Annotated in this window: 24 protein-coding genes and 2 tRNA genes; 10 read left to right on the top strand and 16 right to left on the bottom strand. The window is 33.0% G+C overall.

Features of this window, described 5'->3' with window-relative positions; genetic code table 11:
* Positions 1 to 533: 533 nt before the first annotated feature.
* Both dsbI and dba read right to left on the bottom strand, forming a co-directional pair.
* Positions 534 to 2,051 carry a disulfide bond formation protein DsbI gene (gene dsbI, locus EBF09_RS08040; RefSeq protein ID WP_121764595.1) on the bottom strand — a complete coding sequence of 506 codons (1,518 nt, stop codon included), beginning with the start codon at positions 2,049 to 2,051 and terminating at the stop codon, positions 534 to 536.
* A gap of 12 nt (positions 2,052 to 2,063) precedes the next feature.
* Positions 2,064 to 2,231, bottom strand: a complete 168-nt coding sequence (dba, locus tag EBF09_RS08035) for a disulfide bond formation protein Dba (protein WP_121764594.1) — start codon at positions 2,229 to 2,231, stop codon at positions 2,064 to 2,066.
* A 193-nt stretch (positions 2,232 to 2,424) separates the two neighbouring features.
* On the opposite strand from dba, the gene EBF09_RS08030 reads away from it, so the two are divergent.
* Together EBF09_RS08030 and EBF09_RS08025 are read left to right on the top strand one after the other, a co-directional pair.
* Entirely contained in the window at positions 2,425 to 3,354 is a 930-nt protein-coding gene (locus EBF09_RS08030) for an OmpA family protein (protein ID WP_121764593.1), read from the top strand.
* 25 nt (positions 3,355 to 3,379) lie between these two features.
* Entirely contained in the window at positions 3,380 to 4,774 is a 1,395-nt protein-coding gene (locus EBF09_RS08025) for a chemotaxis protein CheX (RefSeq protein WP_121764592.1), read from the top strand.
* Here the strand turns inward: EBF09_RS08025 and ruvX are convergent.
* From ruvX to tgt, 7 genes are all read right to left on the bottom strand, one after another.
* Entirely contained in the window at positions 4,757 to 5,164 is a 408-nt protein-coding gene (gene ruvX, locus EBF09_RS08020) for a Holliday junction resolvase RuvX (RefSeq protein ID WP_121764591.1), read from the bottom strand. The genes EBF09_RS08025 and ruvX overlap by 18 nt on opposite strands.
* The gene (locus tag EBF09_RS08015; RefSeq protein WP_121764590.1) at positions 5,152 to 5,943 is read right to left on the bottom strand and encodes a DNA-processing protein DprA; all 792 of its coding nucleotides are present in this window, start codon (positions 5,941 to 5,943) and stop codon (positions 5,152 to 5,154) included. Before EBF09_RS08015 ends, ruvX begins: the two co-directional genes overlap by 13 nt.
* 2 nt (positions 5,944 to 5,945) lie before the next feature.
* Positions 5,946 to 8,069 carry a WD40 repeat domain-containing protein gene (locus tag EBF09_RS08010; protein ID WP_121764589.1) on the bottom strand — a complete coding sequence of 708 codons (2,124 nt, stop codon included), beginning with the start codon at positions 8,067 to 8,069 and terminating at the stop codon, positions 5,946 to 5,948.
* Positions 8,070 to 8,074: 5 nt separating this feature from the next.
* On the bottom strand, positions 8,075 to 9,142 hold the full coding sequence (locus EBF09_RS08005; protein ID WP_121764588.1) for a divergent polysaccharide deacetylase family protein: 1,068 nt from the start codon (positions 9,140 to 9,142) through the stop codon (positions 8,075 to 8,077).
* A complete protein-coding gene (gene minE / locus EBF09_RS08000) occupies positions 9,132 to 9,368 on the bottom strand; it encodes a cell division topological specificity factor MinE (RefSeq protein ID WP_121764587.1) in 237 nt (78 codons plus the stop codon). Before minE ends, EBF09_RS08005 begins: the two co-directional genes overlap by 11 nt.
* Positions 9,365 to 10,165 carry a septum site-determining protein MinD gene (gene minD, locus EBF09_RS07995; RefSeq protein WP_121764586.1) on the bottom strand — a complete coding sequence of 267 codons (801 nt, stop codon included), beginning with the start codon at positions 10,163 to 10,165 and terminating at the stop codon, positions 9,365 to 9,367. The genes minE and minD overlap by 4 nt, the downstream gene beginning before the upstream one ends.
* 121 nt (positions 10,166 to 10,286) lie before the next feature.
* Positions 10,287 to 11,414, bottom strand: coding sequence for a tRNA guanosine(34) transglycosylase Tgt (gene tgt, locus EBF09_RS07990; protein ID WP_121764585.1), 1,128 nt, complete (start codon positions 11,412 to 11,414; stop codon positions 10,287 to 10,289).
* Between the two features lie 56 nt (positions 11,415 to 11,470).
* Between tgt and EBF09_RS07985 the strand changes: the two genes are divergently transcribed.
* A complete protein-coding gene (locus EBF09_RS07985) occupies positions 11,471 to 12,877 on the top strand; it encodes a TrkA C-terminal domain-containing protein (RefSeq protein ID WP_121764584.1) in 1,407 nt (468 codons plus the stop codon).
* Between the two features lie 2 nt (positions 12,878 to 12,879).
* On the opposite strand, the gene EBF09_RS07980 is transcribed toward EBF09_RS07985, so the two are convergent.
* From EBF09_RS07980 to EBF09_RS07960, 6 genes are all read right to left on the bottom strand, one after another.
* On the bottom strand, positions 12,880 to 13,374 hold the full coding sequence (locus EBF09_RS07980) for a hypothetical protein (RefSeq protein ID WP_198672573.1): 495 nt from the start codon (positions 13,372 to 13,374) through the stop codon (positions 12,880 to 12,882).
* A gap of 53 nt (positions 13,375 to 13,427) precedes the next feature.
* On the bottom strand, positions 13,428 to 13,568 hold the full coding sequence (locus tag EBF09_RS09135; RefSeq protein WP_157978196.1) for a hypothetical protein: 141 nt from the start codon (positions 13,566 to 13,568) through the stop codon (positions 13,428 to 13,430).
* An 88-nt stretch (positions 13,569 to 13,656) separates the two neighbouring features.
* A tRNA-Arg gene (locus EBF09_RS07975) sits at positions 13,657 to 13,733 on the bottom strand.
* Positions 13,734 to 13,749: 16 nt separating this feature from the next.
* Positions 13,750 to 13,827, bottom strand: a tRNA-Met gene (locus EBF09_RS07970).
* A 53-nt stretch (positions 13,828 to 13,880) separates the two neighbouring features.
* On the bottom strand, positions 13,881 to 14,441 hold the full coding sequence (locus tag EBF09_RS07965; RefSeq protein WP_121764582.1) for a hypothetical protein: 561 nt from the start codon (positions 14,439 to 14,441) through the stop codon (positions 13,881 to 13,883).
* 116 nt (positions 14,442 to 14,557) lie between these two features.
* Positions 14,558 to 14,950 carry a hypothetical protein gene (locus tag EBF09_RS07960; protein WP_121764581.1) on the bottom strand — a complete coding sequence of 131 codons (393 nt, stop codon included), beginning with the start codon at positions 14,948 to 14,950 and terminating at the stop codon, positions 14,558 to 14,560.
* Positions 14,951 to 15,058: 108 nt separating this feature from the next.
* Here EBF09_RS07960 and EBF09_RS07955 point away from each other — a divergent pair, with 108 nt between their 5' ends.
* The 5 genes from EBF09_RS07955 (at position 15,059) to EBF09_RS07935 (ending at position 21,516) form a co-directional block, all read left to right on the top strand.
* The gene (locus EBF09_RS07955) at positions 15,059 to 17,161 is read left to right on the top strand and encodes an RNA degradosome polyphosphate kinase (protein WP_121764580.1); all 2,103 of its coding nucleotides are present in this window, start codon (positions 15,059 to 15,061) and stop codon (positions 17,159 to 17,161) included.
* A 77-nt stretch (positions 17,162 to 17,238) separates the two neighbouring features.
* Positions 17,239 to 17,976: a chemotaxis protein gene (locus EBF09_RS07950; RefSeq protein WP_121764579.1), complete on the top strand. Its 738-nt coding sequence runs from the start codon at positions 17,239 to 17,241 to the stop codon at positions 17,974 to 17,976.
* Positions 17,977 to 17,983: 7 nt separating this feature from the next.
* Positions 17,984 to 19,261, top strand: coding sequence for a peptidase U32 family protein (locus EBF09_RS07945; protein WP_121764578.1), 1,278 nt, complete (start codon positions 17,984 to 17,986; stop codon positions 19,259 to 19,261).
* The gene (locus tag EBF09_RS07940; protein WP_121764577.1) at positions 19,258 to 20,703 is read left to right on the top strand and encodes an NAD(P)H-hydrate dehydratase; all 1,446 of its coding nucleotides are present in this window, start codon (positions 19,258 to 19,260) and stop codon (positions 20,701 to 20,703) included. The genes EBF09_RS07945 and EBF09_RS07940 overlap by 4 nt, the downstream gene beginning before the upstream one ends.
* Positions 20,704 to 20,727: 24 nt before the next feature.
* On the top strand, positions 20,728 to 21,516 hold the full coding sequence (locus tag EBF09_RS07935; protein WP_121764576.1) for a thiazole synthase: 789 nt from the start codon (positions 20,728 to 20,730) through the stop codon (positions 21,514 to 21,516).
* Between the two features lie 44 nt (positions 21,517 to 21,560).
* On the opposite strand, the gene dapF is transcribed toward EBF09_RS07935, so the two are convergent.
* Entirely contained in the window at positions 21,561 to 22,295 is a 735-nt protein-coding gene (gene dapF, locus EBF09_RS07930; protein WP_121764575.1) for a diaminopimelate epimerase, read from the bottom strand.
* A 93-nt stretch (positions 22,296 to 22,388) separates the two neighbouring features.
* On the opposite strand from dapF, the gene EBF09_RS07925 reads away from it, so the two are divergent.
* Complete coding sequence (locus EBF09_RS07925) at positions 22,389 to 23,129, top strand: MnmC family methyltransferase (RefSeq protein ID WP_121764574.1); 741 nt, start codon at positions 22,389 to 22,391, stop codon at positions 23,127 to 23,129.
* Positions 23,130 to 23,190: 61 nt separating this feature from the next.
* On the top strand, positions 23,191 to 24,381 hold the full coding sequence (locus tag EBF09_RS07920; RefSeq protein ID WP_121764573.1) for a sugar transporter: 1,191 nt from the start codon (positions 23,191 to 23,193) through the stop codon (positions 24,379 to 24,381).
* The last annotated feature ends 236 nt before the right edge of the window (positions 24,382 to 24,617 follow it).

Here is a 24,617-nt window from a genome sequence, read left to right as displayed (position 1 = left end):
TTTGCAGAAATTTAAAATGGCACTTTTTATATGCGTTTAATATCGCATTTATAGGATTTTCACTAAAAATATCTTGAGATAGTTACATCTACTTTTTAAAATACTTTTCATAAGATATTAGACAAAGAAGATTCTCTTTTTTATATCACTTCCAAACAACCTGCAACTTTTTATTTAAAAAATAAGGTAGTTCCTACGCAATCCCTTCAAGTCCAAAGAAAATATATAAGAACGCTCCCTCCACCCACTTTGAATAAAATTTCTACATGAAATTTCAAACTTCAAACCTTATCTAAACTACTAGCAAAACTAGCCATTAGCCAAAGCCTAAAAAATGAAAATCTCTTTTTGTGGAAGACAAGAAATTAAAAATCACAAAATATAATAGCCTTTTGCCCTCTAACACCATTCAATAATCTTTAAAAACTTTTATAAATGCCTTGAATTTTTTTAAAATGCTTTTAAGAATCTTAAATTTTATTTTTATTGTAATTTGCAGCTTTAAAGGATAGAATACCACCCAAAAGGTGGTATTATTTTAAGATAAAGAGTTTGTTTTCTCCCTCTTGATAAGAAAGAATATGGATTTGCCCCTCTTTGAAGAAAAGACTTCTTGCGTTTGTAATCTCACTTGGATATGCAACACTCTTAATCACTTCTTCTTTTATAGGATCTATTACTACAATCACATTGTGATTTTTACTCAGTGCATAAAGCTTTCCATCTCTATATGCCATAGAAGTTACATATAAATCTCCCAAAGTTTTACCCTCTTTTAGATTTGCACTTGGAGTAAATTCTCCTGAAAGCACTCTATCTTTTAAAGAGATTTTAGAAATTACAAAAGTTTTTTTATCTTTATTGTTTGGAGTAGTCGCTAAATAAAGATATTTGCCATCTGTTGTAGTGCTTGCTATGTGATTGAATTTTGCTCTAACAGTATCAATTCTACCGCGTCCTAAGCCATCGCCCTGTCCTTCAAATTTATCAGCTCCACTCATAAAATCAGCATATTGTAAAACCTCATCTGCATTAGGATTTTTCTTAAATCTTAAGAAAGATTTATTAGAACCCATAAGGATAAATTTATCTTCCTCGTAAGGAGTAATGCCGATAATTGGATCAATCGTGGCTGAAAAATAAGGATCAAGCACAAAACTTTCTTTTTGTGCAAAATTATCATCTAAAAATGCCACATCCCATTTAGAACTTACTACATATTCGCCTCTAATATAATCCATTGTATTAATAGGCTTAGCAAATTCTACTTTACTTTGTGAGCTAATCTCTAACTTTTCATCAATTTTTGCAAAAGGAGCATTGTTGCTATCATTGCTAAAAGTAATTCCTAATTTTTCCCCATTAGGAGCAAAAGCATAATCAGGAGCTTTAACATCACGTTTACCTAAGAATGAAATGTTTTGCCACAAGCCATCCCAACCCTTTGTGCTCCAAATAATATACTTAGGATTTAAACTAAATCTAACAGGATCACTTTGCCCTACAAATGGAGGAACGCCTGTGCTAACAAAAGCTTGGAATACATTAGAAGCTACTACAATAGTGCTAATTAAAACAGCAGCAAAGCTGAATTTTGTGAATTTTCTATATTTTTCACTTCCAATTTCTTCATCAAATGCACTAAATTTAGGAGCAAAAGCGAAAATCACACCCAAAAGCAATACAACCGCCCAAAATACAACTTCAGCCCAAAAATAAGTATGAATCCCAAAAACTGCTAAACCAAAACCTTGATCTAAATCTCTGTGTGCATGGTTTCCAAAATGCGCAAAAGATTGATAAAGCCCAACTGCTGTCATAATTAAAAGTGCAGCAAGATATTTTCCTTTCATTCCATAACGCACGATAAATAAAGCCATAACACCAATAAAAATCATAGCTTCTCTTTGTCCCCAACAAAGCGTGCAAGGACTATCTCCTAGCATATACCCAAATACAAAGTTTGCAATTCCAACTGGCAAGAGAATAATTAAAAAACCTGCCAAACACATCAATGTGTAAAAATTTTTTGTCTTATTTATTTCATTCATACTAGCCTCTCCTTAAAGATTAATCATTGTTAAAAATGCGCTAGATTTATGTCCTATATAATAAATCGCCATAATACACCAAGCCACCATAACTAAGCCAAAAGCTAACTTTTCTTTTTCGGGTTTTTTTATTATTAGTATTAGTGCTATTAATACCAATAAAAGTTCCAAAAACTCCATTTTTTCTCCTTTTATATTAAAATAAAACATTAATTATATTAAATTAAAACAAAATTATATATAAAATTCTTATTGTAAAAAAACAATTTAAAAATATTAAGGTATAATATAGAAATAAAAAGGAAGAGTAACTTTATTGCTCTAGCAACTAAAAACCTTTTTAAAATAAAAAATACTTAGTAAGGAGTGGAAGATGTTAAAAAAAGCGCTTTCTCTATCGTTAGTTTTATGCGGTTCTCTATTTGCAGCGGATAATTTATTTGAAGTTACACCTCAAGTAGGCGGTAGCTTTCACATTAGCAATGATAAATTAAAAAGTAATGCGGATTTAACCTATGGATTAAAGTTTGCAAACCGCGTAACACCTGGAGTATTAGTAGAGGTAGGTTATGAAAGATTAGATAATGTAGATTATAGCCATGTTAATTATGATACAGATATTAACCGCTTTTATATGAATGTGGTTAAAGAATTTGAAGTTTGGAATAAAGTTTCCCCTTATATCTTGGGTGGTTTTGGATATGAGCATATTAGCGATAGCCTATATAGTGTAGATAGTGCCGTTTTTGGACAATATGGTGTAGGTCTTAGATGGGAGGCTTTTGAAAATTTGCATTTAAAAACAGAAGTAAGACATTTAATAAGCTTTGATGGAAGAAGTGATGTAGTGGCAATGCTTGGCTTTAGCATTCCTTTTGGTAAATTTAGCCAAAATGAACCAGCACCGCAAGTTAGCGTAGCACCTAGTGAGCCTGAAGTAGCACCTGCACCTACACTCTCACATATTCATACATTCTCTGTGCAGTTCCCATTTGATTCTAGTGCAATCAATCCACAATATGATGCAGAAATTAAAGACTTTGCAGAATATTTAAAAAAGAATCCAAACCAAACTGCTACTATTAGTGGGCACACAGATAGCACAGGAGCAAAAGCTTATAATCAAAAACTTTCAGAAAGAAGAGCCACTGCAGTAAAAAACAGAATTATTGAGCATGGAATAGATGCTAATAGACTAGATGCTAAAGGCTATGGAGATAACAAACCTGTTGCTACAAATGCTACCAAAGAAGGAAGAGCAAAAAATAGAAGAGTAGAAGCAGAAGTATATAATGCAAATTAATTAAAGACTAGTTAGAGGAGGGACAATGCGTCCAATCATCAAGCAAGATGTAGCCATATATGCTCCGCAAGTTGATTTAGAGATGAAACAAGCAAAAGAGGTTTGTGAGATTTTAATCTCTAATAGTGCAACCATTAGAAGCTTATCTTTAAAAGCTGTATATTTTTCATTTGAAAATATTGACAAGTTTGATGAGGGGGCTGTGATTTTAATCGCCAAAGCCCTCCTTGCTATGCAAAATAAAGTAGGCGTCATGATTGCTTTTATCGGTTATGATGATAAGCAATTTCAAAAATTAAAAGTGCTTTTTCCAAATAAAAGCTTGCCACTTTTTAGAACAGAAACTATGGCAAATCTTTTACTTGGAGTAAAACTTCCTGCATTTAATCAGCCTATTATCTATTATGATACTGATCAAATGATGCAAACACTTATAGCTCAAGAGCTAGATGCAAAAGGTGCTAATGTAGTCTGTGTGCATACACCAGAGGATTTTATACAAAAAAAGAAAGAATATTTAGAAAAAGCACTTTATCTTTATGATGTTTGTTTTGATGTAACAGGCAACTTTATCCCTGTAAATATTTCTAATGGGGTTGTCGTTTATACTCTAGGTAAAAAGGTGGATAAAAGCATTTCTTTTTCCTTTAATGTTCAAGCACATAATTCAAGATTGCGTGAGGGTTATAGGGCTTTTATTTTTAATGCAAGCGAAACAAAAGAATTTAATCTTGCTGTTTTAGATTTTATTATGTCCTTAGCACTTAACAATGCTAGATTTGAAGCCTATATCGCAATTTGTGGACTTAAAAGCAGCATTGATAAAGACAAACTTTGCTTATGCTATCGTAGCCATATTGTATTTTTTGATAGCGTTGAAGAATGTATTAAAGATGCTAAGTTTATAGAGCTTGCAAAAAGCTATCAACAAAAAGAAAAAAATCGCAAAGGACTTACGAAGCACCTTGTAGCACAATTGCCTATATTTATTAATGCCTCCATTGAAACACTCTCTTCACTTACAGGCGGAGAAGCCAAAAAGACAGACTATAAAGTAACTCCTTATATCAAAACCAAAGAGCCTGATATTATGGGTGCGATGATTAGTTTTGAAGGGGATATTAACGGAGTTGTGGCACTTTCCTTTGCGAAATCTCTTGTCAAAGAAGCTTCTATGATGTTGCTTGGAGAAGAATGCGAGAGTGATACAGAATTATTAGATGTTATTTCAGAATTTACAAACATTATCGCTGGACGCTCTAAAGCAATTTTAGCAGAGCATCATATCTCTATTTCTATCTCCTTGCCTAAAGCCTGTAAAGATGAAGATATGATTGCCAAAATGCTAGAAGGCAAACAAGGAGTGCAAATTAACTTGCTTTTAAACAATAAGCCTTTAATTTTATTTTTGGCGCATTAAATATCGCTCCAAAATCACACAAGCAGCAAGGCTATCTAAGCTTCCATCTTTTTTTCTTGCTTTCTTGCTTCCAGCCATTTTGGAGAGTGCCTCATGGGAGCTAAAAGACTCATCTATATAAACTAATTTTATACTACTATCAAGCTCTAAAAGCTTTATAAAATGATAAATTCTTCTACACATTTCTTCATTATCTTGTGGGATTCCACACACAAGCACTTTTGCCCTCTCTTTTATGATACATTCTTTAACCTCACTAGCTGCTTGATTGCGATTGTATCTAATAATAGGATTAAGTGGCAAGACAATCCCTAAAGCACTCTTAGCAATCCCTATTCTTTTTAATCCAATATCTATGGCTACTATGCACTCTTTTTCTAAGTTTTCCATACTACATACACTCTACCATTTTTACGCTCTATTTTACCCTCTAACTCATATTCATACAAAATATCTCCACATTCCTTTAAGGCTTCTTCAAAAAGTGGGTTTGTTTTGCAAAACTCTAAAATTGTATCTTTTTCTTTTTTGTCTGTGGTATTTTCTTGAATCTTTGGCTTTTTAAAATATTTTTCTAAAAATTCATCAATATCATAAATAGCTTCTGCCTCACCCCTGCTTAAAAGCCCATTTGTTGCTTTGCTTTCTTGGATTCTATGAGGAGGTGCAAATATCTTTTTTCCAATTTTTAGTGCATAAGCTGCACTATTGCTTGAACCACTCTGCAAATCCGCTTCAGGAATAATCACGCATTCTCCAAAACTAACTACTAATTTATTGCGTTCTAAAAAAGAATACTCTCTAGGTTTATAAGGAGATTCAAACTGGCTTAACGCCAAAGCTCCCTCATAGATTTTTTGGATACTTTTTTGATTATATTTTGGGTAAATAATATCCAAAGAAGATGGAGAAATCATAATAGTATTAGGATAAGCACTATTGTGTGCAATAATATCAATCCCTAAAGCCCCTCCGCTTACCACAACTACCCCCAAAGATGAAAGCTTAGAGGCTATCTCTTGAGTGAAACTCTGTGCATAAGGACTAGGTCTTCTTGTGCCTAAAATTGTAACTTTTCTTTTTTCTAAAAGCTCTAGATTTCCCTTATAATAAAGTTTTTTTAAACCTAGATTCTCTAATTCTTTAGGTATATTATCGCATTCTTGCAATTTTAAGCCTTTTGCACATAATAAATCACTATATTTTCTACAAATCCATAATGCCTATATCCATCATACTCTCCATCTCCTTCAAAACTATCTAGTATCTCTTTAGCACTATGATTAGATAAAAGCTTTACTAACTCTATGCTTTTTCCAAAACGCTCAAAATAACGCTTAATACTCATAATCCAATTCACTTCAATCTCTCCCATAGCACGAGCAATTTGCTTCAAATAAGCAATTTTCATTAAAGATGCGATTTTATCCACCCAATAGCTAACCTCCATATATTCCCCAAAAATCACCATTATATGCTGTGCATTCCCCAAATACGCATAAGGCTTAGCCTCCTCATACCGCTTTAAGAAATCTTGCGTAAAATCTTTAAATTGTTGGAGTGATTTTAGATTTTCATTATTGTCTACTAGCGTATAAACTTTTTTAATCTCTCTTTGTTGGATAGCATCTAGCAAGGCTTCTTTTTGCTGAATATTCACAAGTCTTTCATTTACCGCACGCTTTAAATTTGGAAATACCAAAAGAGTTTGCGCAATTCTTTTTGCCTCTTCATAGGCAAAGTTTTTTTCTAGCTCTATAAGATTTACAAGCATTTTTTCACCCACTAATAAAACTTTTTTATAAAGCTCTGTATCCCTTAAAAAAGAAAATTGAAAAGTAAGAGAAAAATACTCTTTAAAATTTTGTTTTTTTATGAGTAAATCTGCTTTTTCAAATACATCACAATTTTTTAACAAATGAATAATTAGTTCTTTTTTAGGAGTATTTTCAAAAGGCGCTAACATCTGCTCTGCTAATCTTTGATTCATACTTGCATTTTCAATCAAAAGTTTTTTAGCATTCATAAAGGCTTTGTTCCAAGTATTTTCTAGTTTTTCATAAGCTTTCGTTTTCAATAAAAACTTCGTTGTTTTTAACATTTCATAGGCTTTTTGATAGTCCTTTTTCTCCAAACAATTTAAAAAGCTTTTAACACCCTCTTTTTGAGCCAAATAAAATTCAAATTCATTCTTTTTGGTTTCACTTGCCATAAAGGGTGCGCTAAGCTCTACTGCCTCATCGATTCTATCTTGATTTAAAAGTGCAATGGCTTGTTCTAAAATACAAGGCCAATCTTCATCAAAAATTTTTGTTAAAGGATGGATGCTTAAAAAAACATTTTGGTTAATAATTTCTCTAGCCCTTTTATAATTTTTATTTTCTAAACTAGTTTGCAACTCCTCTCTGCCCTCATTATAATCTACTATCATTACCCCGCCATCTACATAACCAAAAACCAGTTTCCCCCCACAAAATGCAATAGAAGCAACCCCAAAATATTTGCTCTCTATTTCCATAACTTTAGAATTATCTTTTAAAGAAATAACATAAATATATTCCGATCTTGTTCCAATAATGGCATAATTTTCCTCTTCATCTACCACAATGCTTGTGGGCCAAAATGCAAAAAGATATTCTTGGGAAATTATTTTGCCCTCTTTTAAGCTAAAAATAATACTTGAATTATTCCGACAAACTAACAATAACTTCTCATTATTATCAAAAAAACATGCATTTTCAACCACATCATTGGTTACAAAATTAAAAATAATTTTATGACGCACCAAATCAAAAATCATACTAAATTTATCAAACCCACAGACAACTAAAAACTCATCATTTTTAGCAAAAACAATACTAGAAATATAATCTCCCCTTGGCATCAATGAAGAGAGCAATGCAAACTCTTGCGTATCATAAAAAAATACCCTCCCATCTTGTCCGCCCGTTACTAAAAGCTTACCATCATGAGAAAAAGCACTCACTTCAACATCACCATCATGATCTTCTAAGGTAGCTTTATGAGCAATCTTAGCATCTTCATATCTTAAAACAATTACTTTATGTTCTTGCAAAATAGGCACACAAAAATATCTTTTAGGAGAAATACTAAAAATATGAGCATATCTATGAGGAGTGATGGCCATTTTGGCTATTTGAATATTTTTCTTAACCCTCTCTTCTTCAATAGTTGCGATATTAAACGCACTATCAATACATAAGATTTCATTTTCTATTTGCTTAATGCCAAGCACACTACCTTCTAATCTTAAAACTGCTTTTGCCTCTATCATATTCTTTACTTTTTGCTTATTGTATCATATTTTGTTATAAGCTCATTAACATAAACCAACTCTACGCCACTCTTTTTTAAAAACCCTTCCATATTTTTGAGAGTTTTTATTGTAACAGGATGAGGATGCCCAATAGCAATAGCATAACCCTTTTTCTTTGCCACTTTAATAGAATTTTTAAGTGCAATTGCTATTTTTTCTTCTTCTAATTCATTGTCTAAAAATACATCTCTCTGCAAAAAAGGGTTTTTATAGCATGGATTAAAAGCTCTAAATTTATCTTGATAATATTTTTGCGTTACGCTCTTAGGTGTAGTTTTAGAATCTAAAAAAATAATCCCCTCTTTATTGAGTGCATCTAGCAAATATTGCATAGAAGTTAAATCCTCTGTAAATTTACTCCCTGTATGGTTGTTTAAATAAGCTAAATTTGGAAAATCTTTTTTAATTTCTTTAATTCTTTGTATAATTTTTTCTTTACTATCTCCAACCCTTAGCCACTCATGTTCTTTTTGATAAAAATTTTTTGCTTCTAGTGGCAAATGCACCATATAAAAAGGCGCACTTTTTGCTAAAAGAGGAGTATTTTTAGAAGCCTCACTTTTGGGAAACAAAGAAGGAGTAACCTTAAAGGGTAAATTTAAAACCCTCTCTAGTTGTGTTTTATTTGCAACATCATCAATAATAATTGCAAGTTGAGGCTTTTCTCTTTGACAAGTTTCTTGTATTTTGGGTTTCTCTAAGACTTGCAAATCTTCAGCCAAAACTGCATTTTGTTTTTGCAAATCCTCTATATTATTTGCTTCTTTGGTAGTATTATTTTCTTTTTTAAGAGAATCTAGATTATTTTTAATAAAATCAATATTTTTTTGTATCATCTCTTCGTTAGTGAGATTCCCCTCTTTGTAATTTTTTTGCGTATTTTGCAATGGAGTTTTTGGAGAATTTACTTCTTTTTTAAAAGAAGATTGATAAAAGGGGGCTATCACAAAAATAGCCACCAAAAGCATACAAAGAAATATAAAAAATAAAATCCCAATATTAAAAGGAGTAAAATTTATCCTATTTCTCAAGTAAAATTTCTACCTCTAAAGTATTGAATTCACGATTAGAATCTGTTTTCATTTCTACTTTTTGAGCTTTTGTATATTTTTGAATCACTGCTAGAATCTCTTGTTTCATTTCTTCCATATATGGCACATTCACAGCCCTTTCATGTGCTAAAATAAGTGTTAAACGATCCTTAGCATCTTGAGCTGAATTTTTCTTGCCTCCTAAAATTCGCTCCAAAAAACTCATGAGAACAACCTCCTAAATAAGCCTTTTTTGCTTTTTAGCTCCATAAAAGGCACTTCCTCTCCTAAGATTCTCTTAGAAATATTTTTGTAAGCTTGAGAAGCTTGAGAGTTCCCATAAATCACAGGCTCTCCTGTATTTGTGGAAGAGATAATCTTTTCATCTTCTGGAACAATACCTATTAAAGGCAAAGCTAAAATCTTTAGCACATCTTCTGTGCTTAGCATATCCCCTTTTTCTACCATTTCTGGCTTTAAGCGGTTAATTATAATATGCTTTTTAACCTCTCCACCCTCTTTTGCCTTTCTACTTTTTGCATCGATAATCCCAATCACTCTATCTGCATCTCTAACGCTTGAAACCTCTGGAGTAGATACGATTAATGCTTCATCTGCCAAAAAAATAGAATGCTCAAATCCTCCTTCAATTCCTGCAGGTGAATCTAGTAAAATATAATCAAATTCCTCTTTTAATTTACAAATTAAATCTTCTACTTTTTTTGTATCTAGAATATTTTTATCTTTACTTTGTGAAGCAGGTAGAAAATAAAGATTTTTACTTTTTTTATCATTGATAAGAGCTTGTGAAAGATTACACTCCCCTTCCATAACATTCACAACATCATAAACAATACGATTTTCTAGCCCCAAAATCATATCCAAATTTCTAAGTCCAATATCAAAATCTACTGCTACAACTTTTTTACCCTCATTTGCCAAGCCCACAGCTAAATTTGCCGTGGTGGTGGATTTACCTACACCACCCTTTCCTGAAGTAATTGTTATGACTTTACCGCTCAAAATTTGCACCTTAAATTTAAAATTAAGTTAAGTTTGAAATTATATTTATTTTCCTTTAAAAAGGATTGAAATAAATCCCTAATACCCCACAAAATATAAGAATATTTTTAAACCATAACCTTTAATAAATTTCACAAATCTCTCTATAAAGCTTTATAAACTCTCCTTTTAAAATTGCTTCTCTAGCATCTCTTACAAGCTTTAAATAAAAGGCTAAATTATGGATACTTGCTAGGCGAAAATAGCTCATCTCCCCTGCCCTAAAAAGATGGTGCAAATAAGCACGAGAGAAATTTTGACAAGTATAGCAAGAGCATTTGCTATCTAGTGGATTATCATCAAGCTTGAAACGACTAGATTTAATAGCAAGCTTACCAAAATGTGTAAAAATAGTCCCATTTCTTGCATTTCTAGTGGGCATCACACAATCAAACATATCCACACCCCTATAAATTGCTTCTATAATATCACGCGGAGTTCCCACACCCATTAAATAGCGTGGTTTATCTTTGGGTAAAAGTGGAGTGGTGAAGCTTAGCGTCTCATACATAAGCTCATTTGGCTCACCTACTGCAAGTCCTCCTATGGCATATCCATCAAAATCCCCCATAGATGTAAGATCTCTTGCACTCATTTCTCTAAACTCTCTATCCGTTCCCCCTTGATTAATCGCAAAAATATTATTGCTTAACTCTCTGCCTTCATTTTTAAATTGCTCTTTTTTAAAATTATGATATTCTATGGCTTCTTTAGCCCATAAACTTGTGCGTTTTATGGATTCTTTTATCCTTTCTTTGCTTGCAGGAAGCCCCACTAAATCATCTAAAATCATCATAATATCGCTATTTAAATTGTATTCAATGTCTAAAACTTTTTTAGGAGTGAAAAAATGCTTACTTCCATCAATATGGCTTTTAAAGATAATCCCCTCTTCTTGCACTTTTACATTTCCGCCCAAACTAAAAGCTTGGAATCCTCCACTATCTGTAAGAAAATTTCTAGGAAATTTGCTAAAATTATGCAATCCTCCTAATTTTGCTACCACCGCATCACCAGGACGCAAATATAAATGATAAGTGTTTGCTAAAACAATAGGACAATCAAGCTCTAAAAGATCGTTAAAATCTAGTGCTTTTACACTAGCTTGCGTGCCAACAGGCATAAAAATAGGCGTTAAAACCTCTCCATGAGCCAGTTTAATACTCCCAGCTCTTGCTTCTCCATCTGTTTTTTGCAAATTAAATTCCATTTTCAACCTTTTTTTGTTACATTTTCAAGATTTTTAAACATAAGGGCTAACACATTATGCGAAAAGTGCTTTTAATTTTAGATGGAATTGTAGCAAAAGATTTTTTAACAACACTCACACAAAAACATATTGACAAAAATTATTATATTTTTGTTTCACTTAATCCTGAACTATTACCCCAAAACTTAAGCGAAGGCAATGAAGCTTATAACTTTGATCCTTGTTCTCCTAAAAAGCTACAACAAGTCTTAGAACCACAAATCACAGATTGCTATATCATCACAGATCAAGCAGAAGAAAGAGAGCTTATTTACAATATAGTAAGAAGTTATAACAAAAATATACAAATCACTCTTCTTGGAGAACTAAACTTAAAAGAAGAAGACAAACAATTAACCCTCATTAATGAAGCACAAATCCTAGCTGCAAAGCTTTTTGAAAGATTCCCAAATGTCCCACGCACAGCAAAATATATAGGTTTAGGAGAGGGCGAGATTATGCAAATTAATGTGCCTTTTGGAAGCCCTTATGCTTATAGAACCGTGGGCGTTATCAAGCAAAAAAAGTGGAAAATTGTAGCCATTTATCGCAATAAAGAATTGATTTTACCAAAATATTCCACCGTAATCTTTCCTAATGATTCTTTATTGCTTGTGGGTGAACCCAAAACCTTGTGGGATATTTATCATAGAATTAAAGAAGAAATCGGACAGTTCCCAACCCCTTTTGGACGCGATGTAATTTTGTATTTTGATCTTTTAAATTCACATTCTTTAGAATTTTATTTAGAGCAAACACAGCTTTTATTTAATAATTTTAAAAACAAACGCTTGCATTTTTGCTTTTTTAACCCAAACACTCCTGATATTATAAGCACACTGCATAACAACCCCATTTTACAGCAAGAAAACATCACCTACCATATAGAATTTTATGAAACCTCTTTAAAAAATATCCTAGCAAAAGATATTCAAAACAAAAATATCGGATTAATTTTAAGCGAATCTGTTGTGTTTGAAAAATACAAAAATATTCTTTTTGAGAGTGGGATTCCACTTTTTAAATTTGGTAGCACTCCGCTAGAGCAAATCACGCATAGTGCAGTAGTTATCCCAAAAATCACAGAAGAGGCTGAAAAGATTTCTTCCGTTGTCTTTGACTTTTCTACACAACTTGGATTAAAAATAAGGCTTTATGACTTTGATCCTGATGAAAACTACCATAAATTAGCCATAGAATACTACAAACACATAGAAAAAATCTTTGAAAAAAAGATTGAGATTATCCAATCAAACTCCCTTAATCCTATCCTTTGGCTTAACCAGCAAAAAAACACCCTACAAATCTTACCCCTAAAAAAAGAAAGGATAAAAAAATCGGTTTGGTTTAATCTAACCGATATTGAAAACCTAAGCTCCCATCTTAGTAATCTCCCACAGCTTTTTATCCCACTATCTGTTTAATTTTATAGTTTAAAAACCTCTTTTGGATCAAAAAGGGAAGTGGGCTTTAACTTCCCTCTTTTAATTTTAATCCAATCTATAATAACCCCCATAATCACAACAATAAGAAATAATGCTACAAAATTAACAAAAATAAACATTAAAGGCTGTATCATAAAAAATAACATTTCAAAAGCATTATCAATAAAATGATTGCTACGCCTCCCTATTGCAATTAATTCCCCCATAATAAATAAAACATTATAAAAAACATATATCAAAAAGGCACCCACAAAAGCAAGCCATAATCGCAAATTAATTTTAGTAGTAATGAGATAATACCTAAGATGCCTAGCACTTTTGGCCTCGCTAGAATAAGGGTGCAATTTTAGTTTCACAATTTTACAAGCAAGTTTGCCAAAAACCCATAAAGCACATAAAAAACCAATCACCATCATATAAAGTAAATAAAATTGTGCCAACTCTCCTAAATAACTCTTCTGTGCTATTAAACGCATCACGGGTAAAAATTCAAACAACTTTACAAATTCTTTTAATGTAGGATAAATTTCTAAAAGATTAGGAGGTAAAATAAAATACTAAGGCAACAAACTCCATAAATTACACAAGGAATAACAATATCACGCGTTTTAAATTCTATATTTTTTAGTTTAAGACGCAAAAAAGCTCTAAAAGTGCTAAAACCTCTCATAAAATCCCCCAATGCAAGAAAATAATAGACAATTTTAACAAAATTCCAATAAAACTAAAAATTGAAGTTTGATTTTAAGTAGATTAAGTGGTACGCCCAAGAGGATTCGAACCTCTGACCTACGGCTTAGAAGGCCGTTGCTCTATCCAGCTGAGCTATGAGCGCATACATGAAAGATTTTTGGTACCAAAGGGGGGACTCGAACCCCCGACCTCCGGCTTATGAGACCAGCGCTCTAAACCAGCTGAGCTACCTTGGCACACCAAAAAAGAACGCAATTATACTCTTTTTTGTTTAAAATTTTATTAAAAACTAACTCATCGTATCAATTTGTGTATTCCCTATATGGATAGCATGGGAAAATTCTCGCAATAACCTTTGCGTTTTTGCCTCGATTGTCTGCCTTAGAATATCATTATAATTGCTTGAAAGATTTTTATTATAAGCTTTTGTATAGATTCCTTGCAAATTATTTAAATTATCTTGAAACTCTAAAGCAATATCTCCCCAGCCCTCTTGTGAGATTCCCAAAAGCCCCTCTGCTTTTTTCTCTAGCTCTTTTTCTTTTGCTTCCACTCTCTCCACACTTGCACTTAAATTCCCTGCGCGTGTTAAGGTTTGAGCTACTGCTATTTTTTCATTAGGCGACATACTAGCAGTAACCCGCTCAAATGCTCTATACTGCTCATCACTCATAAGCTCTAAACTTAGCATTCCATAGGTTACCCTCTCTTGTTTAATTTCCTCTTTTTGTTGTTCTTTTGCTTCTTCTTTTTTCTTAAGAGAACTTACAGATTGCACCTCCCCTCTATCACCAAGGAGTCTATTGGCTTCATTAATAACACTATTAATTCCACTATCTCTAACTAACATTGCTTGCCTTTAAACTTTTAAAAACTTTAACTAAAAAGCAAAAAGCAAAAAGGATTCCAACTCTACAAGCAAAAATCTTTTCTTAAAAAGAATATTTTAATTTAAAAATTGATATTTCAACGCTTATCTAGTCCTTTAACTAAAGCCCTTTCTATTAATTTTTCTCTTGTGGGATTTATTTTTTTAAAATATCTTTCCACTTCCAAAACAAGTTTTGCATTCACAGATTTATGCGCACTTAAACCCACCACAAACTCCACATCAAAATCTTTATATTCTTCTAAATACTCCAAATAATAATTTTTAGCAATCTCTGAATATTCTTGCAATTTTTGCAAATCATTTTCTTTAGCATTTAAGGCTTTTAAAAGCTCTTTAGCACTTAGCTTGCTTTTAGAAGAATGCTGATTTTCTTTACCCCCAAAAGCAAAAAATACAAAAACAAGCCCGATAAACAACAAACCAATAATCAAAAACACTAAAACCAAAATCCAATCTTCTATCGGCATTTTGCACCTCATTATAAAAATTTTGATAATCTTTATAACAATATTAGCTTAGTTTTTGGACTTTTTGCTATAATCTAATAAAAGTTTTTATAAATTTTGGGGGCAATTATGCAAAAATTCAACAAACCTATTCACTTTATTAATAGAGAGCTTTCATGGTTGCGTTTTAACACAAGAGTTTTAAGCGAAGCACAAAATGAAAACAATCCACTTTTAGAAAGATTAAAATTCATCGCAATTTATGGGACAAATTTAGACGAATTTTATATGGTTAGAGTAGCAGGGCTAAAACGCCTCTATTCTGCAGGTATCACAGAAAGTGGTGCAGATAGATTAACCCCAAAAGAACAATTAGAAGAAATTAGAAGCTATTTAAAAGCAGAAAAAACAAAGCTAGAGGAATGCTATTTAAATATCAAAGAAGAGCTAAAAAAAGTGGGACTTTTTATTAAAACCTTTGAAGAAACTACAAAAGAGCAAAAAAAGGAATTACAAAATTACTTTTTAAACCATCTTTATCCTATTGTCGTCCCCATTGCCGTAGATGCTACCCACCCTTTTCCCCATCTTAACAATCTAAGCTATGTCTTAGCCCTAAAACTCCAAAATCTCGATAATCCTAATGAAATTAAATTTGGTATGACAAGAATTTCAAGAATGCTACCTGGATTTGTAAAATTAGGTGGGGATACCTATGTGCAAACAGATAGTATTGTAGCCGAATTTACCCATGAGCTTTTCCCGGGCTTTAAAGTTTTAAGCTGGAGTGCTTTTAGAGTTACAAGAAATGCAGATATGGAGATTGAAGAAGAGGAAGCAGATGATTTTATGGCTTTAATGACAGAAGGGCTAAAATCAAGAAGAAAAGGAGAGATTATCCGCCTTGAGATTGGAAAAACAGAAGATTTAGAGCTTAAAAAATTTATCACACAATATATCAAAGTAACTCCTGAAGATATTTATGAATGCTTAACGCCTATGAATTCTAGCATTTTATGGGAAGTGGTAAGCTCTAAAAGTTTTGCTAAATATACTTTTCCAAATTATACTTCTAAAACCCTCCCGCCACTAGATTTAGATGCAAATATTTTTTCTATTTTAGATTCACAAGATATTCTTACCTTTCAGCCCTATGAAAGCTTTGATCCTGTGGTAAATTTTATCCAAAGTGCTGCAAAAGATCCTGATGTCTTTTCTATCCGTATGACCCTTTATCGCGTGGGTAAAAACTCTCCTATCGTAAAATCTCTTATTGAAGCTGCAGAAAATGGCAAACAAGTAACCGCACTTGTAGAGCTTAAAGCTAGATTTGATGAGGAGAATAACTTGCATTGGGCAAGAGCTTTAGAATCTGCTGGAGCACATGTAATCTATGGAGTCCCTGGACTTAAAGTGCATGCTAAAATCGCACTAGTTATTAAAAACATCGGCAAAGAACTAAAAGAATATGTGCATTTAAGCACAGGAAATTATAATCCAAGCACCGCTAAAATTTATACAGATATTAGTTATATGACTTCTAAGCGTGAATTTACGCAAGATGCGACAAGATTCTTCCATAATCTTTCAGGTTTTTCTCATAAATCTAGATTAGATACTCTCCTTGCTGCTCCTTTGCAAATCAAACCTAAAATCTTAGAGTTAATAGAGGGTGAAACTAAAAGAGGAAATGAAGGAAGAATTATCTTAAAAGCCAATTCTATTGTAGATACGGATGTGATTTTAGCTCTTTATAAAGCCTCTAGTGCGGGAGTGAAGATTGATTTAATCATAAGAGGGATTTGTTGCCTTAGACCAAACATTAAAGGCGTGAGTGAAAATATCCGCGTAATCTCTATTGTAGGAAAATACTTAGAACACGCAAGAATCTACTACTTTAAGCATGCAAAACCACAAATTTATTTTGCAAGTGCTGATTTAATGCCACGCAACCTAGAAAGACGCGTAGAACTTATGACACCTATTTTTACTCAAGACCTTGCAGACAAGCTTTTTGGTATCATCAATCTACAAAGTCAAGACAACACAAACGCACATGAACTTTTAGAAAATGGAGAATATCAAAAGTTAATCCCCAAAGATAAAGAAGCTACAATTAATAGCCAAAAAATTTTAGAGGATCATACAAATACCACCTATTCTTCACTCAAACAAGAAGAAGCGGAAGTCAAAGCTAAAAAATTAGCACGAAGAATGTTTAAAGAAAGTTAATTTAACCCACTAATAAGCAAAAACAAATCTTTTTTTTATTAAAATGCCTTGATGATTTCTATTTCAAGGCTAAACCTATGACACAAGAAGAATTAGATGCTCTATTAAATAGCGATATATCCGAAGTTCAAGAGGATGCTGTAAGCGAAGATTTAGCTCCTAATAAAGAGCAAGATAATCAAAATGATTCAACACAATCTAGCAAAAAGCTTACAGAAGATGGCATTAGCACAGATGCTTGTATCAATGCAAATAATTATAAAATTGATCAAGAGATCAGCTGGCCTCCCCCTCCTCCCACAAGCGAACATAAAGTTGTACATCAGTTAGATGATGTAACGCGCGATTCAGAAGTCAAAGCAACAGAAACTTTTGATAAACTAGAAGCAATCAATAATGCGGGTATGGATATTGAAGATGCAATTTCTAACTTGGAGCATTTTATTTCTTCTCAAGAAGATTTACTCAACAAGCTTTTAAATAAATTTCCTGAATTTCACACTTTTAGCCAAAAACTTGAAGAGGCAAAAGCAGCTAGAGATTCTCTTTCTAAAATCACAGAAGCAACACAAACTATTAGCAATGCTTCTTTGGAGGCTATGGATATTATGCAATACCAAGATATTCATAGACAAAAAATTGAACGCGTTATTAATGTAATGCGCGCACTCTCACGCTATATGAGCTCTTTGTTTGAAGGTAAAATTGATGATAACAAACGCGTAAGCTCTGCGGTGCATATCCAAGGAGATAACACTGAAAATGTCGTAAGTGAAGATGATATTGAAGCATTGATTGCAAATTTCGTTAAATAAGGACAACATGAAAAATACATTCAAAGCCCCTGAACTCCTCTCCCCTGCTGGGAATCTAAAAAAATTAAAAATTGCATTAAATTATGGAGCTGATGCTGTATATGGTGGAGTGAGCCATTTCTCTTTACGCAACCGATCGGGAAAAGAGTTTGATATGGATAGCTTTAAAGAAGGTGTAGATTATACCCACCAAAGAGGCAAAAAAATCTATGTAACCATCAATGGCTTTCCTTTTAATTCTCAATTAAAACTCTTAGAAACCCACATTGAAAAAATGGCTACTTTAAATCCTGATGGTTTTATTATCGCAGCACCTGGGGTTATCAAACTTGCTAAAAAAATTGCCCCCCATATCCCTATTCATCTATCCACCCAAGCAAATGTTTTAAATGTGTTAGATGCGGAAGTCTTTTATGAAATGGGAGTGAAGAGGATTGTAGCTGCTAGGGAACTTAGCTTAAAAGATGCGATTAAAATCAAAGAGGCGCTTCCAGATTTAGAACTAGAGATTTTTATTCATGGAAGTATGTGTTTTGCTTTTTCTGGGCGTTGTCTTATCTCCGCATTGCAAAGTGGAAGAGTTCCAAACCGCGGAAGTTGTGCAAATGATTGTAGATTTGATTATGAATACTATGTAAGAAACCCCGACAATGGTGTAATGATGCGACTTGTAGAAGAAGAGGGAGTTGGCACACATATTTTTAACTCTAAAGATTTAAAACTCCTAGAACATATCCCTATGATTTTAGAAAGTGGCGTAATTAGCTCCCTAAAAATTGAAGGAAGAACAAAATCAAGCTATTATGCTGGAATCACTGCTTATGCTTATAGAATGGCTTTGGACGATTTTTATGAAAATAAGTTTCAAGAAGAAAAATATGAAAAGGAGCTAGAAACTCTAAAAAATAGAGGCTTTAGTGATGGATATTTAATCCGTCGCCCTTATGAGAAACTAAACACACAAAACCACTTCACAGCCATTAGCGAGGGGAGCTACCAAGTCAATGCCGAGGTGAGCGAAGATGGGAAATTTGCACTTTGTCGCCATACTATTAGATTAAACGAGGCTAAAGAAATTGTTATGCCTTTAGGAAATACACTCAAAGAAGACAAGAATGAAATGGGAGAGATTTTTACACAAAATGGCAAATATTTTATGCGATTTTTCAAAATTTTAACAGAAAATGGCAAAGAGCTAGAATCTATCCATAGTGGCAATGAAAACCGCTTTATTCTTCCATTCTCTCTTCCTCCTTTTAGCTTTTTGCGACAAAAAATTGCATGAAAAATCTCTATTTTAACGTAAAAGAGCTAGATTTAAGAGCTACAAAAGAATTTTTGCTTCCTCCTTCTCTTTTAATGGAAAATGCAGCAAGAGGAATGGCAGACTTTTTAAAAAAACGCTTTAAAAAAAATCAAAAAATCCTCATTGTATGCGGAAGTGGCGACAATGGCGCAGATGGTTTAGCCACTGCTAGAATGCTATGTGGCTTTTTTAAAGTGTATCTATACTTACCACTCCCCTTAAAAAGCCCTCTTGCAAAAGAGCAAATGGATAGGCTTTTGTGTTTAAAAGAACATTTTAATCTTTTAGAAAACTTAAAAAATTTAAGAAAAAATAAATTTGATATTGTGCTAGATTGCCTTTTTGGTATAGGACTAAAGGGAGATTTAAATAGCACTTTATTAGCTCTATTGCAAGATTTAAACTCCTTTAAAGCCATTAAAGTTGCTTGTGATATTCCAAGCGGGATTAAATCTTGTGGCACACCCCAAAAACTAGATGAAAATTTTATCGCTTTTAATGCTGATTTTACGCTAACTATGGGAGCTTTAAAACTCTCTTTATTTAGCGATTTAGCTAAAGATTTTGTAGGCAAAGTTTATTGTCTATCATTAGGGATTCAAAGAAAATTTTATGAGCTAGAATCAAATTTTAAGCTACTAGAAAAAGGGGATTTTACACCTCCAAAAAGGACTAAAAATCTCTGCAATAAAGGAAGTTTTGGGCATTTAGCCCTAATTGTCGGGCAAAACCCTAATGCACCCCTTCTTTCAGCTAGTGCAGGATTTAAAATAGGATCTGGACTTTGCACTCTTGTTTGTAAAAGCCCTATCCAAGCACCCATAGAACTTATGCAAAACCAAAATTTACCCTACAATACCACTTCTATTATAATCGGTATGGGATTTGGCAAGAATCTAAAACAATCTCAAATGGATTTATTAAAAATTTTAGAGGCTAATTTGCACCTGCCTATTCTCTTTGATGCAGATATTTTCTATCACCCAAACTTTAAAGAAATGCTAAAAAACGCAAAATATCCTATTTTGACACCCCATCTTAAAGAATTTTCACATTTACTTTCTTTAATCAATATAGAAGCAACCACACAAAATATTTTAGAAAATAAAATAGAATTTACTCAAAAATTCCTCCAAAGTTTCCCACACTGCACTCTTGTGCTAAAGGGCGCAAATACTTTAATTGCTACTCAAAGCAACATTTTTATAAATCCCCTTGGCAATAATTCTTTAGCTAAAGGTGGAAGCGGAGATGTCTTAGCAGGGCTTATAGGAGGATTTTTAGCACAAGGATACACACCCCTAAATGCGAGTATTCAAGGAGTATTAGCACATAGCTTATGTGCTAGAAAATTTACCAAAAAATATGCAAACTTTTCTCTCTCTCCTCTTGATTTAATTTCTCAAATCCGCTATCTTTAAATTTTTAATTCTAAGGATTACAAAATGTTAGAAAATGATTTATTAAAAATAGGCAACAAAAGCTTCCAAAGCCGCTTGATTGTAGGAAGTGGAAAGTATAAAGATTTTAAAACTACCTTTGAAGCTACTCTAGCTGCTAAGGCTGAAATTATAACTGTGGCCATAAGAAGAGTAAATATTACAAATAAAAATGAGGAAAATTTACTAGATTATTTTAAAGATACAAATATACAATTTTTACCAAACTCTGCAGGTTGTGTGAATGCAAAAGAGGCTATCACACTTTTTAAACTTACAAAAGAAGCTACTGGGATTGATTTTATCAAACTTGAAATCATAGGAGATACACAAAAAACTCTCTATCCTGATGTGCTAGAAACACTAAAGGCTTGTGAAGAATTAGCAAAAGATGGCTTTAGTGTGCTTGCTTATAGCAATGATGATCCTATTATGGCAAAGCATTTAGAAAATGCAGGTGCAAGTGCGATTATGCCACTTGCAGCACCTATTGGTAGCGGACTTGGTATCCAAAACCGCTATAATATTGCTTTTATTAAAAATGCAGTAAAAATACCTGTTATTGTAGATGCAGGAGTGGGTTGTGCTTCAGATGCAGCCATTGCTATGGAGCTTGGTGCAGATGCAGTTTTGACAAACACTGCAATCGCACAAGCTAAAAATCCCATTTTAATGGCAGAAGCTATGAAAAATGCAGTCATTGCAGGAAGAGCTAGTTTTCTAGCAGGTAGAATCCCTAAAAAGCCTTATGCCACAGCAAGTTCTCCCACAGAAGGGCTTTTAGAGTTTCAATAACTCTAACCCTCCCCCATTAACTTATCTAAAATCTAGCCTTTAATCTAATAAATAAAGTCGCAAATCTTTTTAACTTTCCCTTTTAAAAATATTCTACCCTTTTCCCATCTTAAATAAATTTCTTCCTTGCTTGCAGGATACACAAGCGCATTTTCTCCTACTTTGGATTGTTCTTTAAGATATAAAAACATTGCCGCCATTCCTGTGCCACAAGCCAAGGTTTCATCCTCCACACCACGCTCAAATGTCCTAGCAAACATTACATTATTCTCTAAGGTAGCGATATTGACATTTGCATTATACTTATGCCTTAAAGCTCTCAAATCTTCTTTATTAAGCTTTGCTCCCTCACATACTAAATGTGGCACTCCTGTATCAATAAGCCACCAACTAAAACCATATTCTTGAATATTTGTTTCTAAAATTTTTGGACTTGTTAGCTCACTCTCCACCATATTTCCATCAAGACTAGCACAAATAACACCTGCTTTGCTTAAAAATCTTTGCTTATCCCCTGCTAATCCCAAATCTCTAGCATAAGCTACAGCGGCCCTACTCCCATTACCACACATGTTAGCCTCACTACCATCTAAATTATAAAATTCCCATTCAAAATCATATTCTAAATGTGGCTTTAAGATAATTAGCCCATCAGCACCCACTCCAAGATTTCTATGGCAAATCTCTTTTGCAAGATTAGAATAAGAATTTTGATTGTATCTAAAAAGATGTGTAAGGATAAAATCATTACCACTTGCTGAATATTTACTAAAAAACATCAATAACCTCGTTTATTTTTTCAAAATTCTATCCTAATTTTTATGATAAACTCCATTAAATGTTACAATCACAAAAAATTTCAAGGTAAAAATATGGATAAAATAATAACGCATGATGAAAGCTTTACTCTCTTTTGTGAAGAATATAAAGAACACTATCACAACACAAACGATGGAGCAAAAGCTGAAACTCTAAAAAAACACATTTTACCTGCACTAAAATTTCATCAAAACTCACAAAAAATCGTTGCGCTTGATATTTGTTTTGGATTGGGATACAACAGCCTTTATCTGCATCATTTAGCAAAAGATAAGCAACTTTTTATTTATTCTCCGGAAAAAGATTCATCTCTTTTACAAAATCTTACAAACTTCATCTATCCTAACGATTTAAATCACAAAATTTTACAATCAATCATCACACAAAAGTCCTACCAAGATGCAAATTCCTCTTTAGAACTCTATATTGGAAATGCTAGAGATTATCTATTGCTTTTAAAAGAAAGAGGGATAAAGTTTAATACAATCTTTCAAGATGCTTTTAGTCCAAACAAAAATAAAGAACTTTGGACTTTTGAATATTTTAAAAGCCTTTATGAGATTACTTCAAAAGATTGCCTTATCACCACCTATTCTCAAAACTCTTCTATGCTTTATAGTGCTTTTTTAGCAGGCTTTTATAGCTTCTCTTTAAGGCAACAAGACACAAGAGATTCCACACTTCTATGCAAAGATATTGCAAAGATTCAAGCTATTTTTAAAGATGAAATTAAACCCTTTAATCTATCTCATAAAATTAAACATAATAAAAACTTAAAAGGTTTATATGATTAAATGATTTTATAGTATAATTACGCCTTTTTTATCAGAAATTTTAATCCCACAAAGAGGCAATATGCAAAATAAAGAAAACTTTAAAATGTGGCTTGGAGTAATTGCAATTAGTCTTGGAGCTTTTATTTTAAACACTTCTGAATTTGTTCCTGTTGGGCTTCTTAGCCTTATTGCGGATGATTTTAATATGAAAGTTTCTAGCGTGGGCTTAATGGTTGGCATTTATGCTTATATTGTTGCTTTGGTTTCTTTGCCTTTGATGATGTTATTTTCTAAAATGGAGCTTAGATCCCTTATGCTTTTAGTTTTAAGCGTTTTTGTTATTAGCCATATTTTCTCAAGCCTTGCCACAAATTATGAAATGCTTCTAGCCTCACGCATAGGTGTAGCACTCTCACACGCACTCTTTTGGTCTATTGCCACCCCTATGGCAGTGCGTATTATCCCACAAAACAAACAATCTTTAGCATTAAGCTTAGTTGTTACAGGCACAGCCATTGCATTTATTGGTGGTATTCCTTTAGGACGCGTGATTGGGTTATGGCTTGGGTGGAGGATTAGCTTTTTATGTATTGGGATTTTAGCCTTACTTATCTTGATGTTGATGGCTTATAGTGTGCCAAAACTACCTAGCAATGGAGGCTTTTCTATACGCCTATTGCCCAAACTCCTTTCCAATAAAGCTCTTCTTAGCATTTATATGCTAACAATCCTCTTAACCACTGCACATTTTGTAGGCTATACCTATATTGAAGAGTTTTTAAAACGCATTGCAAATTTCTCACAAGATGGCATCACATTAACACTTGTAGCCTTTGGTGCTGTTGGATTTTTGGGTAGCTTTTTATTTACAAAATATTATGATAAAAATCGCTTAACTTTTAGCTATATTGCAATTTTTGGGATTACTCTTAGTCTCTTTGCTTTAGAAATTTCCTCACTTAATCCTATATTAGCAGTCTTAATCTGTGTAATTTGGGGACTTTGTATTACAATTTTTAACCTTACTTTTCAATCTAAAATTATTCATCTAGCCCCCCACCACACTTCAATTGCTATGTCTATGTTTTCTGGAATTTATAACATAGGAATTGGAAGCGGTGCTTTTGTAGGTAGAGTAGTGATTGATGGGTTAGATACCATAAGTTTTAAAGGATTTGGAGTGGAGTTCATAGGGGGAGTTGGCGGTATAATCGCTCTTTTAGCCTGCCTTATCTTTTTAAAAGTTAAAAAATTTAGCTTTCAAGCCTGAAACCTGCGCATAACAATTAAGATTCTATGACAATAAAATGAGCTTTAGCAGTGAAGTGCATATGGCTTTAGCTTTTATAAAATTTTAAGAGGTTAGCGGACTTAGTGTCCGTGCCTCTTGAAATTTTATAAATCTCCCACTAGATGTCTTGAATACGAATTTTAAATCCTCTCAGCCATACAAGGATTATTCGTCTTAAAATTCTCACTCACTACACAAGTTCTACTATTGAGTGT

It is taken from the genome of Helicobacter burdigaliensis (genome assembly GCF_003670295.1).
Lineage (GTDB): Bacteria > Campylobacterota > Campylobacteria > Campylobacterales > Helicobacteraceae > Helicobacter_D > Helicobacter_D burdigaliensis.
This window is presented reverse-complemented; position numbering and strand designations above follow the sequence as displayed.

Coding starts and splice junctions, on each gene's coding strand:
- dsbI (WP_121764595.1), bottom strand. CDS start 2,051: ATGAATGAAATAAATAAGACAAAAAATTTTTACACATTGATGTGTTTG.
- dba (WP_121764594.1), bottom strand. CDS start 2,231: ATGGAGTTTTTGGAACTTTTATTGGTATTAATAGCACTAATACTAATA.
- EBF09_RS08030 (WP_121764593.1), top strand. CDS start 2,425: ATGTTAAAAAAAGCGCTTTCTCTATCGTTAGTTTTATGCGGTTCTCTA.
- EBF09_RS08025 (WP_121764592.1), top strand. CDS start 3,380: ATGCGTCCAATCATCAAGCAAGATGTAGCCATATATGCTCCGCAAGTT.
- ruvX (WP_121764591.1), bottom strand. CDS start 5,164: ATGGAAAACTTAGAAAAAGAGTGCATAGTAGCCATAGATATTGGATTA.
- EBF09_RS08010 (WP_121764589.1), bottom strand. CDS start 8,069: ATGATAGAGGCAAAAGCAGTTTTAAGATTAGAAGGTAGTGTGCTTGGC.
- minE (WP_121764587.1), bottom strand. CDS start 9,368: ATGAGTTTTTTGGAGCGAATTTTAGGAGGCAAGAAAAATTCAGCTCAA.
- tgt (WP_121764585.1), bottom strand. CDS start 11,414: ATGGAATTTAATTTGCAAAAAACAGATGGAGAAGCAAGAGCTGGGAGT.
- EBF09_RS07985 (WP_121764584.1), top strand. CDS start 11,471: ATGCGAAAAGTGCTTTTAATTTTAGATGGAATTGTAGCAAAAGATTTT.
- EBF09_RS07980 (WP_198672573.1), bottom strand. CDS start 13,374: ATGCGTTTAATAGCACAGAAGAGTTATTTAGGAGAGTTGGCACAATTT.
- EBF09_RS09135 (WP_157978196.1), bottom strand. CDS start 13,568: ATGAGAGGTTTTAGCACTTTTAGAGCTTTTTTGCGTCTTAAACTAAAA.
- EBF09_RS07965 (WP_121764582.1), bottom strand. CDS start 14,441: ATGTTAGTTAGAGATAGTGGAATTAATAGTGTTATTAATGAAGCCAAT.
- EBF09_RS07960 (WP_121764581.1), bottom strand. CDS start 14,950: ATGCCGATAGAAGATTGGATTTTGGTTTTAGTGTTTTTGATTATTGGT.
- EBF09_RS07955 (WP_121764580.1), top strand. CDS start 15,059: ATGCAAAAATTCAACAAACCTATTCACTTTATTAATAGAGAGCTTTCA.
- EBF09_RS07950 (WP_121764579.1), top strand. CDS start 17,239: ATGACACAAGAAGAATTAGATGCTCTATTAAATAGCGATATATCCGAA.
- EBF09_RS07945 (WP_121764578.1), top strand. CDS start 17,984: ATGAAAAATACATTCAAAGCCCCTGAACTCCTCTCCCCTGCTGGGAAT.
- EBF09_RS07940 (WP_121764577.1), top strand. CDS start 19,258: ATGAAAAATCTCTATTTTAACGTAAAAGAGCTAGATTTAAGAGCTACA.
- EBF09_RS07935 (WP_121764576.1), top strand. CDS start 20,728: ATGTTAGAAAATGATTTATTAAAAATAGGCAACAAAAGCTTCCAAAGC.
- dapF (WP_121764575.1), bottom strand. CDS start 22,295: ATGTTTTTTAGTAAATATTCAGCAAGTGGTAATGATTTTATCCTTACA.
- EBF09_RS07925 (WP_121764574.1), top strand. CDS start 22,389: ATGGATAAAATAATAACGCATGATGAAAGCTTTACTCTCTTTTGTGAA.
- EBF09_RS07920 (WP_121764573.1), top strand. CDS start 23,191: ATGCAAAATAAAGAAAACTTTAAAATGTGGCTTGGAGTAATTGCAATT.